At 68.7% G+C, this 15,235-nt stretch carries 18 protein-coding genes; all 18 read left to right on the top strand.

Annotation, left to right across the window (positions count from 1 at the left end; genetic code table 11):
- Positions 1-40: 40 nt before the first annotated feature.
- The 18 genes from ACPXY0_RS10985 to ACPXY0_RS10900 all read left to right on the top strand — a co-directional run bounded on the left by ACPXY0_RS10985 (position 41) and on the right by ACPXY0_RS10900 (position 15,198).
- Entirely contained in the window at positions 41-1,531 is a 1,491-nt protein-coding gene (locus tag ACPXY0_RS10985) for an aldehyde dehydrogenase family protein (protein WP_423924568.1), read from the top strand.
- Between the two features lie 52 nt (positions 1,532-1,583).
- Complete coding sequence (gene lepB / locus ACPXY0_RS10980) at positions 1,584-2,450, top strand: signal peptidase I (RefSeq protein ID WP_423924567.1); 867 nt, start codon at positions 1,584-1,586, stop codon at positions 2,448-2,450.
- A 44-nt stretch (positions 2,451-2,494) separates the two neighbouring features.
- Positions 2,495-3,232 (top strand): sigma-70 family RNA polymerase sigma factor, encoded by a 738-nt coding sequence (locus tag ACPXY0_RS10975; RefSeq protein WP_423924566.1) that lies wholly within the window; start codon positions 2,495-2,497, stop codon positions 3,230-3,232.
- Between the two features lie 163 nt (positions 3,233-3,395).
- Positions 3,396-3,833 (top strand): 50S ribosomal protein L13, encoded by a 438-nt coding sequence (gene rplM, locus ACPXY0_RS10970; RefSeq protein ID WP_419940886.1) that lies wholly within the window; start codon positions 3,396-3,398, stop codon positions 3,831-3,833.
- Between the two features lie 41 nt (positions 3,834-3,874).
- The gene (gene rpsI, locus ACPXY0_RS10965; RefSeq protein ID WP_419940887.1) at positions 3,875-4,270 is read left to right on the top strand and encodes a 30S ribosomal protein S9; all 396 of its coding nucleotides are present in this window, start codon (positions 3,875-3,877) and stop codon (positions 4,268-4,270) included.
- A 35-nt stretch (positions 4,271-4,305) separates the two neighbouring features.
- Positions 4,306-5,286, top strand: a complete 981-nt coding sequence (gene rpsB / locus ACPXY0_RS10960; protein ID WP_423924565.1) for a 30S ribosomal protein S2 — start codon at positions 4,306-4,308, stop codon at positions 5,284-5,286.
- A 93-nt stretch (positions 5,287-5,379) separates the two neighbouring features.
- Positions 5,380-6,228 (top strand): translation elongation factor Ts, encoded by an 849-nt coding sequence (gene tsf / locus ACPXY0_RS10955; protein WP_423924564.1) that lies wholly within the window; start codon positions 5,380-5,382, stop codon positions 6,226-6,228.
- On the top strand, positions 6,225-6,944 hold the full coding sequence (gene pyrH / locus ACPXY0_RS10950) for a UMP kinase (RefSeq protein ID WP_423930664.1): 720 nt from the start codon (positions 6,225-6,227) through the stop codon (positions 6,942-6,944). The genes tsf and pyrH overlap by 4 nt, the downstream gene beginning before the upstream one ends.
- 46 nt (positions 6,945-6,990) lie before the next feature.
- Positions 6,991-7,548: a ribosome recycling factor gene (gene frr / locus ACPXY0_RS10945; RefSeq protein WP_423924563.1), complete on the top strand. Its 558-nt coding sequence runs from the start codon at positions 6,991-6,993 to the stop codon at positions 7,546-7,548.
- A complete protein-coding gene (locus ACPXY0_RS10940) occupies positions 7,545-7,772 on the top strand; it encodes a hypothetical protein (RefSeq protein ID WP_419936570.1) in 228 nt (75 codons plus the stop codon). Before frr ends, ACPXY0_RS10940 begins: the two co-directional genes overlap by 4 nt.
- Before the next feature lie 34 nt (positions 7,773-7,806).
- On the top strand, positions 7,807-9,144 hold the full coding sequence (gene tilS, locus ACPXY0_RS10935) for a tRNA lysidine(34) synthetase TilS (RefSeq protein WP_423924562.1): 1,338 nt from the start codon (positions 7,807-7,809) through the stop codon (positions 9,142-9,144).
- 76 nt (positions 9,145-9,220) lie between these two features.
- On the top strand, positions 9,221-9,727 hold the full coding sequence (gene hpt, locus ACPXY0_RS10930) for a hypoxanthine phosphoribosyltransferase (RefSeq protein WP_419940893.1): 507 nt from the start codon (positions 9,221-9,223) through the stop codon (positions 9,725-9,727).
- An 89-nt stretch (positions 9,728-9,816) separates the two neighbouring features.
- Positions 9,817-11,763, top strand: coding sequence for an ATP-dependent zinc metalloprotease FtsH (gene ftsH / locus ACPXY0_RS10925; protein WP_423930662.1), 1,947 nt, complete (start codon positions 9,817-9,819; stop codon positions 11,761-11,763).
- 16 nt (positions 11,764-11,779) lie between these two features.
- On the top strand, positions 11,780-12,676 hold the full coding sequence (gene folP / locus ACPXY0_RS10920) for a dihydropteroate synthase (RefSeq protein ID WP_423924561.1): 897 nt from the start codon (positions 11,780-11,782) through the stop codon (positions 12,674-12,676).
- Entirely contained in the window at positions 12,676-13,560 is an 885-nt protein-coding gene (cdaA, locus tag ACPXY0_RS10915; protein WP_423924560.1) for a diadenylate cyclase CdaA, read from the top strand. The genes folP and cdaA overlap by 1 nt, the downstream gene beginning before the upstream one ends.
- A gap of 68 nt (positions 13,561-13,628) precedes the next feature.
- On the top strand, positions 13,629-14,297 hold the full coding sequence (locus ACPXY0_RS10910) for a MotA/TolQ/ExbB proton channel family protein (protein WP_423924559.1): 669 nt from the start codon (positions 13,629-13,631) through the stop codon (positions 14,295-14,297).
- Positions 14,298-14,328: 31 nt separating this feature from the next.
- Positions 14,329-14,751: an ExbD/TolR family protein gene (locus ACPXY0_RS10905; protein WP_419936577.1), complete on the top strand. Its 423-nt coding sequence runs from the start codon at positions 14,329-14,331 to the stop codon at positions 14,749-14,751.
- A complete protein-coding gene (locus ACPXY0_RS10900; RefSeq protein ID WP_419940897.1) occupies positions 14,752-15,198 on the top strand; it encodes an ExbD/TolR family protein in 447 nt (148 codons plus the stop codon). It begins immediately after the preceding gene.
- The last annotated feature ends 37 nt before the right edge of the window (positions 15,199-15,235 follow it).

Raw genomic sequence — 15,235 nt, 5'->3', positions numbered from 1 at the left:
GGACACCCGAACCACGGACCCAGAGCGGAGTCTTCCCGGCATGACTGAGAAGTTCCCGAACCACATCGCGGGCGGATGGTCGGCGCCCGCCAGCGGCGAGTACATGGAGAACCGGAACCCGGCCCGCACGTCGGATCTGATCGGGCTCTTCCCCGACACCGGCCCGTCGGAACTCGACGCGGCGGTCGCTTCGGCGCAGCGCGGATTCGAAGGTTGGTCCAGGACGCCGGCGCCCGAGCGAGGGCTCGTGCTGAAGCGGGCCGGAGACCTCCTCACCCGGCACAAGGAGGAACTCGCGCGGACGATGACCCGCGAGATGGGGAAGGTCCTCGAGGAGACGCGCGGCGATGTCCAGGAGGCCATCGACACGGCCTACTACGCGGCGGTCGAGGGACGCAGGCTGTTCGGGCGGACGGCGCCGTCCGAGCTCCGGAACAAGTGGGCCATGTCCTTCCGCCGCCCGATCGGCGTGTTCGGGATCATCACCCCCTTCAATTTCCCGGTCGCGGTCCCGAGCTGGAAGATCTTCCCGGCCCTCCTGTGCGGGAACAGCATCATCTACAAGCCCTCCGAGGACGTGCCCCACAGCGCGCACCGGTTCGTGGAGATCCTGCTCGAGGCCGGCCTCCCGCCCGAGTGCGTGCAGCTGCTGCACGGGCGGGGCGAGACGATCGGGCAGGCGATCGTCGAGCACCCCGGGGTGCCGGGTCTCTCCTTCACCGGCTCCACCGAGACCGGCAGCCGGATCGGCGAGATCGCCGGGCGCATGCACAAGCGTCTGTCGCTCGAGATGGGGGGCAAGAACGCGCAGATCGTCCTCTCCGACGCGGATCCGGATCTCGCCCTGGACGGTGTGCTGTGGGGCACCTTCGGCACGACCGGCCAGCGCTGCACGGCGACGAGCCGTCTGCTCCTGCAGAGCGACATCCACGACGAGTTCGTGGAAAGGCTGTGCTACGAGGCCCGATCGCTGCGGCTGGGCGACGGGCTCGAGGCCGGCGTCGACGTGGGCCCGCTGGTCCACGAGGCGGCGCGCGACAAGTGCGAGCGGTACGTCGCGATCGCCGAAGCGGAGGGTGCGACGGTCGCCACCGGAGGGCGCCGGCCATCGGACGGGGGCCTGGGCGATGGCTGGTTCTACGAGCCGACGGTCCTCACCGGGGTCGAGAGAGGACACCGAACGGCGGTCGAGGAGATCTTCGGCCCCGTGCTCTCCGTGATCTGTTTCGATACGCTCGAGGAAGCCTTCGAAATCAACAACGAAGTGCGCTACGGGCTGTCGTCGTCGATCTACACCCGGGACGTGAACGCGTCCTTCCGGGCCGTCGAGGAACTCGACAACGGGATCACGTACGTGAACGCCCCCACGATCGGGGCGGAGGCCCACCTCCCCTTCGGGGGCGTCAAGGCCACGGGCAACGGGCACCGGGAAGGGGGGTGGGAGGTGTACGAATTCTATACGGAAACCAAGGTCGCGTACATCGACTACAGCGGCACGCTGCAGCGCGCGCAGATCGATGTCGATTGGTGAGGCCGGGTGGGTGAGAGCCCGTTGAGGCCTTCCCTCAAATCATTGGGAGAAGGTGCCGGAGCGGAGACCGGAACGGGTGGGCCGATCGGCGGAGCGTGGAGAAGGGACGGCGGGCATGAAGGCGGGCATGGAGGAACGACCGGCTGAAAAAGCCGAGCCGATCAGGGGCGGGGCGCGGAAGCTCCTGACGCCCCCGCCGCGCGCCCGCGCGGGCCACGACGCGTCCGTCGGCCGATGGATGTGGGAGTGGACGAAGTCGATCTTCATCGCGCTCATCCTCTTCCTCTTCATCCGCACGTTCGTGGTCGAGGCCTTCCAGATCCCGACCGCGTCGATGGAGAACACGCTCCTCATCGGCGACTTCCTGCTTGTGAACAAGATGGTGTACGGCGCCGAGATCCCGGGCACCGACCTCGAACTCCCGGCGTTCGATACGCCGACCCGCGGGGACGTGATCGTGTTCGAGCCGCCGGAATCCGCCGATCAACCCCCCCGCACGAACTACGTGAAACGCATCGTCGGGATGCCCGGGGATACGTTGCGCATGCGGCGGGCGCAGCTGTTCGTGAACGGCCTCCCGCTCCAGGAGCCCTACGTGCAGGCAGCGTCGAACTTCCCCGATGCGCCGAGCCCGAAGTTCGAGTGGCAGCGCCGCTTCCTGACCGGCCGTGCGCGCCGCGCGGGGTACCTGCCGACCCGGAACAACTGGGGACCCCTCGTCGTCCCGGGCGACCACTACTTCGTCATGGGCGACAACCGGTCGAATTCCGAGGACTCCCGCTACTGGGGCTTCGTTCCGAGAGATTCGATCCGGGGCCGGCCCATGCTGGTGTACTACTCGTACGAGCGCGAGCCGAAGGGCCACTGGTCCTGGCTCACCGACATTCGCTGGAGCCGCATCCTGCGCGGCATCGACTGAACCTCCCGCCGCCCCGGCCGGCGGCAACCCAGACGCGAGCGAGAATGGTTCGAACCTTCGAACGATACCTGGCGGACATCGGGCGCGAGCGATTGCTCGACATGGAGGACGAGGCGGAACTGGCGCGGAAGATCCGGGCCGGCGACCTGGCCGCACGCCGCCGCCTGATCCGCGCCAACCTTCGCTTCGTCGTCTCGGTCGCGCGAAGCTATCGCGGGCGCGGAGTGCCGTTCGCGGACCTCGTCAACGAGGGGAATCTGGGGCTGGTCCGCGCGGCCGACCGGTTCGATCCGGATCGCGGCGTGCGCTTCGTCAGTTACGCGCATTTCTGGGTCCGGCGGGCGATGTTGCAGGCCATCGCGGGCCAGGACGAACGCCCCTCGCCCGGCGAACCGGCGCCGCTCCGGCTGTCGCTCGATCAGGTCGCGCCCGGCGCCGCCTGCACGCTCGAGGAACTGATCCCGGACGAGCGGACGCCGGAGCCGGGCACCGGCGTGGTGCGAGACCGGCTTCGCGACGCGATCGAGGCGAGCCTCACCGATCTGCCGCCGCGCGAGCGCGAGGTCCTGCGCCGGTACTTCGGACTGGGGTTCGAGGATTCCCAATCGCTTTCCGACATCTCCGTCGAGCTCGACGTCTCCCGTGAACGGGCGCGCCAACTCAAGGAGCGCGCGCTGTCCCGGCTCCGTGCCGGCGCCGAGAGGCACGGGCTGCGCGGGTTCGTGGATTCCGGCGGTCCGGGCGGCGCGTGGCGGTTTCCCACGACGAAACCGGAGAGGTGAGGCGGCCGCTCCCCGCCGGATCCGTGCCCATGTCCGCCGTGATTGACTTCACACGAACGCCGGGGTAGCATTACGGGCTATCGCGCAACCCGCACGGGTTCCGCGGTCGTCACACGCTCGGCAACCAACCTGCCGGGCGGTTTTTTTGCGATAGGCAGAACGGATGAAGACGTATTCGGTAAAGGCGGGTGAGATCGAGAGGGAATGGTTCGTGGTCGACGCCACGGATCAGGTGCTCGGTCGTCTCGCGACCCAGGTCGCGACCGTCCTTCGCGGAAAGCACAAGCCGATCTACAGCCCGCACCTCGACACAGGCGACTACGTCGTCGTGATCAACGCCGGGCGTGTGCGGCTGACCGGAAACAAGGCCGACCAGAAAGAGTATTTCCGACATTCCGGATACATGGGCGGCGAGCGGTTCATCCCCTTCCGGCGCATGCTCGCGCGGTATCCCGACCGGGTGATCCGGCTGGCCGTGAAGGGCATGCTCCCCAAGAACACCCTCGGGCGGAAGATGCTCGGGAAGTTGAGGGTCTACGGGGGGCCGGAGCATCCCCACACGCCGCAAGGTCCGCGGCCCCTCGAGACGGTCGCGGGCTAGCGGACGAGTCGGCTCGCGCGGAACGGTCAGGGAGAAGAGAGTTGGCGGCAACGGAACAGGTCCAGTCGGTGGGACGGCGCAAGGCGTCGGTCTCGCGAGTTACGATGAAACAGGGTGCGGGAACGGTGCGCGTGAACGGTCGGTCGTTCGATGAGTATTTCACCATACCGCGGCACCGCTCCCTCGTCTCGGCGCCGCTCGAGGTGACGGAAGCGGCGAGCCTGTACGACATCACGGTTCGGGTGCGGGGGGGCGGAGTCACCGGCCAGGCGGAGGCGACGCGTCTGGGTATCGCACGCGCCCTGCTCGCGATGGACGAGGACCGGCGACGCACCCTGCGTGCCCACGGCATGCTGACCCGGGATCCGCGGGTCGTCGAGCGGAAGAAGCCGGGCCGTCCGAAGGCGCGCAAGCGCTTCCAGTTCTCCAAACGATAAACGGAACGATAGCGGGAAGGCGGAAAGCCGAACGCATGGGCGTCGCGTTGAAGGACCTGTTGAAGGCCGGAGTGCATTTCGGGCACCAGACGCATCGCTGGAACCCGAAGATGCGGAAGTACATCTTCGCCGAATCCGGCGGGATCTACCTGATCGACCTCAAGAAGACGCAACGCGAGCTGGAGCGGGCGCACGAACTCGTCAGGGAGACGGTGGTGGCCGGCAAGTCCATCCTCTTCGTCTGCACGAAACCGCAGCTCGCGCGCGTCGTGCGGGGAGAGGCCCAACGGTCCGGATCGTTCTACGTCACGGAGCGCTGGCTGGGCGGGATGCTCACGAACTTCCAGACGATCAAGAAGAACATCACCCGTCTGAAGGAACTGGAACGCGGCACCGAGGAAGGGGCCTTCGAGTTCTATACCAAGAAGGAGCGACTCCTGCTCGAGCGCGAGCGCGAGAAGCTCGACCGCTATCTGTCCGGGATCAAGGACATGACGCGGCTGCCGGGGCTCGTCTTCGTGGTGGACTCCAACCGGGAGGAGATCGCGGTGCGCGAGGCGAACCGTCTCGGGATTCCCGTCGTGGCGATCGCCGACACGAACGCCGATCCGGATCTGCTCACGATCGCGATCGCGGGGAACGATGACGCGATCCGCTCGGTCTCGCTCATCACCAGTTCGGTCGCGGATGTCGTCGAAGCGGCGCGTCGCGAGATTCCCGAGGTCGGACGGAAAGAGAAGGAATCGAAGGCGTACACCTATTCGAGCGATGCGGGCGGCGTGGCCGACACGCCCGCGACCGGCGATTCGCGCCGCAAGCGGCCGAGGCGCAAGCCGCGTCCGGAAGTCATCGCGCAACGACGGCACCACCCCCCGGTGATCGACGCCGACGAGGGATCGGCCGACCCCGCCGCGGGTGAGGGTGAGTCGGGGGCGAGCGGGGAAGAAGCCCCCGCGCCGGTGGCCTCCTCCGCGGAGGCGGTGGCTGCCGACGAGGGAGAATCAGGCCGCGAGTGAACCGGGGGCCACTTCGGTGGCCCTTTTTTTTGCCATCACGCGCCGCGGAGGTGCGGGGCCAGCGAGGAGCGCGAGAGGAGGAGGCGAGGGATCATGACGCAGATCACGGCCGGAGCGGTGAAAGCGCTCCGCGACCGGACAGGCGCCGGGATGATGGACTGCAAGAAGGCGCTTGTCGAGGCGCGGGGCGACGCGGAGCGCGCGATCGACCTGCTGCGGAAGGCGGGGGCCGCCAAGGCGGACAAGCGCGTGGGGCGCACCGTATCCGAGGGGACGATCCGGGTCGCGAAGCGCGACGGGTCCGCCTCGATGGTCGAGGTGTTGAGCGAGACGGACTTCGTGGCCCGCAGCGAGGCGTTCGAGAGCTTCGCCAGGGAGCTCGCGGAGCGCATGTTCGATCTGCCCATCGGCGACGGGGAGACCTTGGAAGGAGAGGCGCTCCTCCGCATCGAGGGCGGCGGCGAGGTCGAGAGCCGGCTCAGCGAACTGAGGGTGCAGGTCGGCGAGAACATCCAGCTGGGGCGCGCGGTGCGGTATGACCTCGGTGAGGGGGGCGCGTTCGCATCGTACGTGCATTTCGGCAACCGGATCGGCGTCCTGGTCGAAATCTCGGACTCCGGCGACGCGGCGGTGGAGACCGCACGCGGGGTCGCCATGCATGCCGCGGCCACGAACCCCCGTGGCGTGTCCACGGACGACATCCCGGCGGAGCTGGTCAAGCGCGAGCGGGCATTGCTCACCGAACAGGCGCTCGAACAGGGCAAGCCGCCTTCGATCACCGAGAAGATCGTCGCGGGACGCATGCGCAAGTTCTTCGAGGAGAACGCTCTTCTCTGGCAGAGCTATGTGCGCGATCCCGACCGGACGGTGAAGGAGCTGCTGGCCGAGGCGGGCCGGGATCTCACCGTCCGCCGCTTCGTCCGCTTCGAGGTGGGCGGCTGAGCCTCCCCGACCTGAAGTACCGTCGCGCCGTCGTAAAGCTCTCGGGCGAGTCGCTCGCGGGGCAGCGCGGGTTCGGAATCGATCCGCCCGTCATCGAGGAACTCACCCGCGAGATCCGGAAGGTTCACCGCAGCGGCGTCCGCCTCGGGCTCGTCGTCGGCGGAGGCAACATCGTGCGCGGCACGGTCGCGAGCGAGCGGGGGATGGACCGCGTGAACGCCGACTACATGGGCATGCTGGCGACGGTCATCAACGCGATGGCGCTCCAGGACATGCTCGAGCGATCCGGGGTCGAGACGCGGGTGATGTCGGCGATCCGGATGGAGGCGCTCGCCGAGCCCTACATCCGGCGCCGGGCCCTGCGTCACATCGAGAAGGGGCGGGTCGTCATCTTCGCCGGCGGAACGGGGAATCCGTATTTTTCCACCGACACGGCGGCCGTGCTCCGGGCCATCGAGATGGAAGCCGACGTGATCCTCAAGGCGACGCGCGTGGACGGCGTGTACACGGCGGACCCGGAGACCGATCCGAGCGCCGATCTGATCGAGGAGATCAGCTATCTGGAGGTGATGACGCGGGAACTCGGCGTCATGGACTCGGCCGCGATCTCCCTGTGCAAGGACAACGGCCTGCCCATCGTCGTCTTGAACATCAAGCGGCCGGGTGCAATCCTGGCTGCGTTGCAGGGCGAGAGGATCGGGACGCTCGTCGAGTAGCTGGAACGCGACCCGTGTCCGGGCGCGTGAAAGATCGGAGGGGACGGTGCCGGAGGAGACGCTCGAGAACGCGATCGAGGCGATGGGCAACGCGATCGACGCCATCGCGAAGGAATTCGCCACGGTCCGTACCGGCAAGGCGACGCCGGCGATTCTCGACGGGGTGCGCGTCGATGCGTACGGGGGGCTGATCCAGCTCAGGCAGGTGGCCAACGTGAGCGCCCCCGAGCCGACGATGCTCGTGGTGCAGCCGTACGATCCGAACATCGCCACGCAGGTCGCCAAGGCGATCCAGAGCGGTGACCTCGGACTGAACCCCTCCGTGGATGGGGCTCTCGTGCGCGTGCCCATCCCGCCTCTGACCGAGGAGCGCCGCCGCGAATTCGTGAAGGTTCTGCACCGGATGGCGGAGGAGGGCAGAGTGTCGATCCGCCGCGCGAGGCACGAGGCGCGGGAGCGGCTCCTCCGGATGCAGCGGGAGGGGGATGTCGGCGAAGACATCTGCCGGCGCACGATGGGCGAGGTGCAGGAGTTCACCGACGAGTACGTGAAGAAGATCGACGAAGTCCTGGCCCGGAAGGAAGCGGAGGTGATGGAGGTTTGAGCAGAGCGCACAACGTCGCCGGGGCCCTCCGCGCCTACGTTCAGGGGCGCGACCGCGTGTGGGAACACGCGCGCAAACGGGGGGCTGCCGGGAGACCCCCGTCGGAGATCGAGTTCGGGCGCCTGCCCGAGCCGCCGAAGTTCGGAGTCGCGGTGGCCGAGGAGCTGGACTTCCGCCGCGGCCCGGCGGCCTGGCGGGATCGTGGCCCGCCCACGAAGTCCTAGCGCCCCGCGGACCGCGGGCGACGTCGGCCGCGACGTGGAGGAGCGGTTCCGACGCGCTCTGCTGGCCGCGCCGGATCTCCTGCCCGGGGGCTCTTCGGTCCTCGTCGCGTTCTCCGGCGGCTCCGACTCGCTGGCCCTGCTCCACCTGCTGTGCGGGATCCGCGAGTCCCGGCGTCTGCGGTTGGCGGCCGCCCACTTCGACCACGGGTTGCGGGCCGGGAGCGCGGACCGGGCGGCGCGGGCCGCCGAACTCTGCCGACTCGCCGGGGTGCCGTGCCGGATCGGCCGGGCTCACGCGCTGCGCGGGGGGCAGGCGGACTACCGGGCCGCGCGTTACGCCTTTCTCGCCGCTGCACGGCGTCGCGCGGGGGCGGCGCGGGTCGCGCTGGGGCACCAGCGTGACGACCACGTCGAGACCGTGCTGCTGAACCTGCTGCGGGGGACCGGTTTCCGGGGTCTGGCCGGCATCCCGGCCCGCCGCGGCGCGTTCGTACGCCCGCTGCTCGGGTTCGGGAGCGAAGAACTCCGGGACTACCTTCGGGCCGAGGGCCGCGAGTGGATCGAAGACCCGGCCAACCTGGATGCCCGCTATCGCCGCTCGAGGGTTCGCCATGGCCTCGTGCCCGCTCTGTCCGAGTACGCCGGGGAGGGCCTTCGCCCGTTGGTGGCCGAACTCGCCCGCCACGCGCTCGAGGCCGACGTGGGTCTGGAGTCGCGCGCCCGGCGTCAGCTCGCAACCGCCGGATACCGAAAGACCCCCCTCGGGGCTCAAATTGCCCGCTTCGGGTTGCTCCGGTATGATCGAGCGGCGCGCGCGCGCATGCTGCGGAAGGTCGCGCGCGACGCGGGTTTTCGTCTCTCGCGGCGCGGGACCCGGGCCGGGGTCGCGTTCATGAGCGGCGGTACGAGCGGGCACGGCGTGGACATCGCGGCCGGCCTTCGCGTGGAGCGCGAGTTCGACTGGCTCCGGGTGCGGCAGCGCCGGGACCCGCGGCCCGACCTGGAGGTGGAGATCGGCGAGACGGGCTCGGGACGTGAAGGGGCGCGGATCGGCGGCAGCCGTTACGAGGTCCGGTGGGGGACGCTCGAGGGAACGGAACGCTGGGCGACGGCGCTGCCCGGCAGCGCGATCCGGTTCCCGCTGCGCGTACGGGGACCGCGTCCCGGGGACCGGATCCGGATGCCGGTCGGCTCCCGAAAACTCACGAAGCTCCTGAATGAGCGGCGCGTGCCCGCATCGGAGCGGCCGGGAGTCCCGGTCGTCGTCGGCGCCGACCAGAAAGTCCTGTGGGTCGTGGGCCACGCCACGAGGGCCGTCGAGTCCCCCGACCCCGAAGGAACATGGTTCGCCATTGGCCTTATCGAGCGCTGATCCGGCCCGTCCGGATGCACGGGAGGCTGCGGAGCGACAGTTCCTCGCCTGCGCGGGGGGCCGTCCCTTGGGGCGGGTGGTCTACTCCGCGTCCGAAATCGCCGAGCGTGTCGCCGAAATGGGAGCCGAGATCACGGCCGCGTATCCACCGGAGTCCGATGTGCTGCTCCTGGGGCTGCTCAAGGGTTCGTTCGTCTTCATCGGCGACCTCGTCCGCCGCATCCGACGGCCTCTTCAGGTAGACTTCCTGGTGGCGTCGAGCTACGGCGCCGGCACGGAGTCCTCGGGCGCGGTGGAACTGCTCTACGATCCCAGGGCGCCGGTGGAAGGGCGGCACGTCATCATCGTGGAAGACATCGTGGACAGCGGGACCACGCTGAATCAGCTGTGCGGCGGGGTCGCCGAGAGAGGCCCCGCCTCGCTCGAGATCTGCGCCCTCCTGCACAAGCGGATCGCGAAGGACCTGGCCTGGGAACCGCGATGGGTTGGCTTCGATGCACCCAATGACTTCCTTGTGGGGTATGGACTGGATTACGCGGAGGATTTCCGCCACCTGCCGTTCATAGCGAGTCCCGGCGCGTGAGGACGCGTTCGGATCCGCCGGAGTCGGGATAGATCGAGATGCGCCAAGACGAACCGCAGCGCCCGGAGAAGAACGATCCCTCGGGGCGGATGAACCGCCTGCTCAGGACCGCGTCGTTCTGGGCCCTCATCATCCTCATCCCCGTCGCCATCCTCCAGTTCATGGGGGCCGGACGTGAAGCGCGGGAGCAGCTCAGCTACACGGCGTTCCGCGAGCAGGCGGCGCAGGGGAACGTGGCGTCGATCGAGGTCCGCCTCGGCACCGGGGAAGTGGCGGGCCGGCTCAGGCAGCCGATCGGTTCCGACGAGGCGCGGATCGACGCGTTCCACCTCCTGCTCCCGACGCGGGAGATCGGCGATGAACTGATGGCCGAACTCCTCGCGGCCGACGTGACGATCGAGACGCTGCCGGCCGGCAGCAACTGGGTCGGCATCCTCATCTCCATCCTGCCCTGGCTCCTCATCATCGGCCTCTGGCTCTTCGTCTTCCGGCAGATGCAGGCGGGGGGGTCGAGGGCCTTCAGCTTCGGGAAGTCGAAGGCCCGGCTGCTGAGCGGCGACACGCCGAAGATCACCTTCGCCGACGTGGCGGGATGTGACGAGGCGAAGGAGGAACTCCAGGAGATCATCGAGTTCCTCAAGGACCCCCGGAAGTTCTCGCGGCTCGGAGGACGTCTCCCGAAGGGGGCCCTCCTCGTGGGACCGCCGGGAACGGGCAAGACCCTCCTCGCGCGGGCGGTGGCGGGCGAGGCCGCGTGCCCCTTCTTTTCGATGTCGGGGTCCGATTTCGTGGAGATGTTCGTCGGCGTGGGCGCCTCGCGCGTCCGGGACCTGTTCGAGCAGGGGAAGGCCCAGGCCCCCTGCATCATCTTCATCGACGAGATCGACGCGGTAGGGCGCCACCGGGGGGCGGGCCTCGGCGGCGGACACGACGAGCGCGAGCAGACGCTCAACCAGCTGCTCGTGGAGATGGACGGGTTCGCGTCGAACGAGGGCGTCATCCTGCTGGCGGCCACGAACCGACCCGATGTGCTGGATCCCGCGCTCCTTCGTCCGGGCCGCTTCGACCGCCAGATCGTGGTGGACAACCCGGACATCAGGGGGCGCGAGGGGATCTTCCGCGTCCACACGCAGGAGATCCCGCTCGCCGAGGACGTCGACCTCTCGGTCCTGGCCAAGGGGACGCCCGGGCTCTCGGGCGCGGACATCGAGAACGTCGTCAACGAGGCGGCGCTCCTCGCTGCGAGGGACGACAAGGACCGCGTGTACATGGAGGAGTTCGAGCGTGCCAAGGACAAGGTCATGCTCGGCACCGAGCGGCGAAGCATGGTCATCTCCGACGAGGAGCGGAAGGTCACCGCCTACCACGAGGCGGGGCACGCGGTGGTTGCGCTTCGCGTTCCCGGACTGGACCCCCTGCACAAGGTCACGATCATCCCGAGAGGGCGGGCCATGGGGCTCACGGCGTCCCTGCCCGAGGAGGATCGCCACAACTACACCAAGGGGTGGCTCGAGGGCCAGCTGAAGATGCTGTTCGGCGGTCGCGTGGCCGAGGAGATGAAGTTCGGCAACAGCAAGATCACGACGGGCGCGGGCAACGACATCGAACGCGTGACGGATCTCGCCCGCCGCATGGTCACCCAGTTCGGCATGTCGCCTGCCGTGGGCGCCATGACGGTGGGCGACCGTGAACACGCAGTGTTCCTGGGGCGCGATCTCTCGCAGCGCCGGGAAGTTAGCGAGAAGACGGCCGAACTGGTGGACAGCGAGATCAAGCGGATCCTCGATGATGCCTACGCGGCGACGAGGACGGTGCTCGAGGAGAACCAGGACCTGCTCGAGAGAATCGCGGAGGCCCTGCTGGAGCGGGAGACGCTCGACTCGGAGGACACGAAGCGCCTCGCGGAGGGCAGGGAGTTGCGGGCTCCGGCGGTGGCACCCGCTCCGCCGGCCCCGGAACTCGCCGCCGAACCGGTCCCGCGGCGCGAGCGTCCGCTCGAGGGCGCCGGAGGCGAGCCCGCCCCGGCCCCGGCCTGACCGTCGGGCGCGGACCGTGTTCTCGGCGACCGGGCCGGCGCGCAGTTGGCGACTGCTGGATCGCGAGATCCCGCTCGACAGACCCGCGATCGCGGGAGTCCTCAACGTGACGCCCGATTCGTTCTCCGATGGAGGGTGTTTCGTGGACCCGGGCGCGGCGGTCGCGCGAGCCTGGGAGATCGCGGAGGAGGGAGCGGCCGTTCTCGACATCGGAGCCGAGTCGACGCGGCCCGGAGCGGCTTCGATACCCGCCCGTGAGGAGTGGGCCCGGCTGGAACCCGTCCTCGGGGGGCTGCGGGACCTGCCGATCCCGATCTCCGTGGACACGTCAAGGCTCGTGGTGGCGGAACGGGCACTCGACGCGGGCGCGGCCGCGATCAACGATGTGACGGCTCTGCGGCGGGATCCGGGACTCGCCGCGCTCGCCGCGCGGACGGGGGCGGGCCTCGTCCTCATGCACATGCGGGGGACGCCGAGGACCATGCAGCGGGATACGCGGTACGGCGATGTCGTGTGCGAGGTCCGAGCCGCTCTCGCCGCCGCCCGACGTGCGGCGCTCGAGGCCGGCTGCGCCCCCCGGCAGGTCGCGGTCGACCCGGGCCTCGGGTTCGGCAAGTCGGTCGAGGGTAACCTCGAACTGCTGGCCCGGCTCGATGAGATCGCCGCGATCGACGCGCCGGTGTGGATCGGACCTTCGCGGAAGTCCTTCCTCGGCGCGCTGCTCGCTGTCCGGCCGCGCGACCGGGTCGCGGGCTCGGTCGCCGCCTGCCTGGCCGCCGCGCGCGGAGGTGCGGATGTGCTGCGGGTCCACGATGTCCGGGAGACCCGCGAGGCGCTGACCGTCGAGGCAGCGATCGCCGCGCGGAAGGCTCCCGGGCCGAGTCGTGCGCGGGCGGCGGGAGGACAGGGCTGATGGGCGCGATCTGGAACTATGTCCGGCTCCTGCAGATCGACCTGCTGGATCTCTTTGAGATCACGGTCGTCGCGGTGCTCATGTACCGCGTGCTCATCCTGTGGTCCGGGACGCGCGCGTTCCAGATGCTGTTCGGCCTGGTTCTCCTCGTCGCGGTCTATGCGACGGCGGGCTGGCTTCGCCTCAGTCTCATCGAATCCATCCTCTCCCAGGCGTTCACGTACGGCGCCTTCGCGCTCATCGTCGTCTTCCATCCGGAACTGCGGAGTGCGCTCGCCCGGATCGGTCGCAGCCCCGTTCTCAGCGTCCTCACCCGGCTCGAGGAACGCAGCCAGGCGGTGGCCGACGAGATCGCGAAGGCCGCGGCGGAACTGTCCCGCGCCGGGACCGGGGCCATCATCGCGATCGAGCGGGAGCTGTCGCTGGAGGAGTACATCGAGAAGACGGGCACGCGCCTCCGGGCCGACGTCTCGGCCAGCCTGCTCGTCTCGCTCTTCACGCCGCGGTCTCCCCTGCACGACGGGGCCGTGGTCGTGCGCGGCGGAGAGATCGTCGCGGCCGGCGTGCACCTGCCGCTCACGCAGTATCCCCTGAGCGACAAGACGCTGGGCACGCGCCACCGGGCGACGCTCGGGCTGTCGGAAGAGACGGACGCGTATGTCGTCGTCGTGTCGGAGGAGACGAGCCAGATCTCCCTCGCGCGGCGCGGCGTCCTGCGCCGGAACCTGACGCCCGGGCAGTTGCGGGATCGCCTCGCGGCCGGCGTGGCGGCGCCGGAACTGGGCCCCACCGCGCCGGAGGCGGAGTCCGAGACTTCCGACCTGCCGGGAGCGGACGGGGACGTGGTCACGGCCCGCGAGGAGGAGGCGCCGCAGATCGTTTGACGCCGGTCGGCCGCATCCCTAAACTTGCGTGTTACGGCAAGGCCACCCCACCCCCACGGGCAGATCACATGGACAATCAGTACGAACTGCTGACACTGTTCACGGACGGCGGATTCATGATGTACCCGCTGATCCTCTGCTCCCTTATCGCGATCGGCGTGATGCTGGCCAAGGCGTGGACGCTCACGGTCGCCCATCGCGACTCGCGGAAGCTCCTTCGCGAGATGGAGACACTGGGTATGAGCGGCCGGTTGGGCGAGGCGATCGCGACGGCCGAGGAGACGCGCGGGCCGGTCGCCGCGATCCTCCTCGCCGGGCTTCGCCGGCTCCGCGATCGGCGCGCCGGCGCCCGGGCGGACGGGAAGGATATCCAGAAGGCCATCGCCACGACGGGCGTGATCGAACTCGACTTCCTGGAGCGCGGTCTCACCGTTCTCGGCACGATCGCCAACGTCGCCCCCATGCTCGGTTTCCTCGGGACCGTGATCGGCATGATCCTCGCCTTCCAGGCCATCGAGATCGCGGGTCAGGTCGAGCCCGGCCTCGTCGCCGGCGGCATCAAGGTGGCGCTGATCACGACGGCCACCGGCCTCTCGATCGCGATCCCGGTCAACATCGGCTACAACTATTTCGTGACCCGGATCGACCGCCTCATCCTCGACATGGAGGAGGGCGCGCAGGAAGTGCTGGGGCTCATCTGGGACCTCGAAGACCGCGGCCATCGGCACACGGCCTGAGACAAGAGACCACCGAAAAAGAGACGACCACATGGCGATCATGAAGCGCAAGCAGAAGGTGTCGGACGAGATTCCGACCTCTTCGATGGCCGACATCGCGTTCCTGCTTCTGGTCTTCTTTCTCACGACGACCGTCTTCAACGAGGAACGGGGGCTCCCGATCGTGCTTCCGGAGCAGTCCGAGGAAGTGGATGTCTCCGGGAGGAACCTGATCTTCTTCATCGTGCAGCCCGATGGGCGCGTGGTCGTGCGACGGGGAGAGAGCGAGCAGGAACAGGTCGTCGCGCACACGCAGGTGGCGAACATCCTCCGCACCGAACTGGCCGGCAACGCCAACCTCATCGCCGCGATCCAGACGCATCCGGATGCCGCGTACCGGCACATGGTCAATGTGCTCGACGAGGTCAAGCTTTCGGGCGCCGAGAGAATCTCGCTACAGGAAATGGAGAACTAGATGGCCATCAAGGACAGCGGGTTCAAGAAAAAGTCGGGATCGGACAGCGCGATCCCCACCTCTTCGATGGCCGACATCGCGTTCCTGCTTCTCATCTTCTTCATGGTCACGACCGTCTTCCGGAAGGAACGCAACCGCGACATCGAGTGGACGAATGCCGAGGCCACCGAGAAGATCGACGAGAAGCGGAAAAACATCCTCCATATCTGGATCCAGCGCGAGGGCTCCGTCTGGATCAACGACGTCCTGACGCCTTTCGAGGAGATCTCGGAGGTGGTTCGCCCCATCTACGCCGAGAATCGTGAAGTCGTGGTGGCGATTCGGGGCGACGCGGAGGTCCCGTACCACCAGATCAACACGATCACCGAGGAATTGCAGGCGGCGGGCGCGGTTCGCGTGACGTTCGCCACTCGACTCGAGCAGCGCGCCATACGGGCTCGGCGCTAGGGAACGCAGCACGGCGCTTGCCACGAGCTGCCAAACG

Source organism: Candidatus Palauibacter sp., from assembly GCF_965237495.1.
Classification (GTDB): domain Bacteria; phylum Gemmatimonadota; class Gemmatimonadetes; order Palauibacterales; family Palauibacteraceae; genus Palauibacter.
The sequence above is the reverse complement of the archived record's forward strand: the minus strand, read 5'-3'. Positions and strand labels throughout refer to the sequence as shown.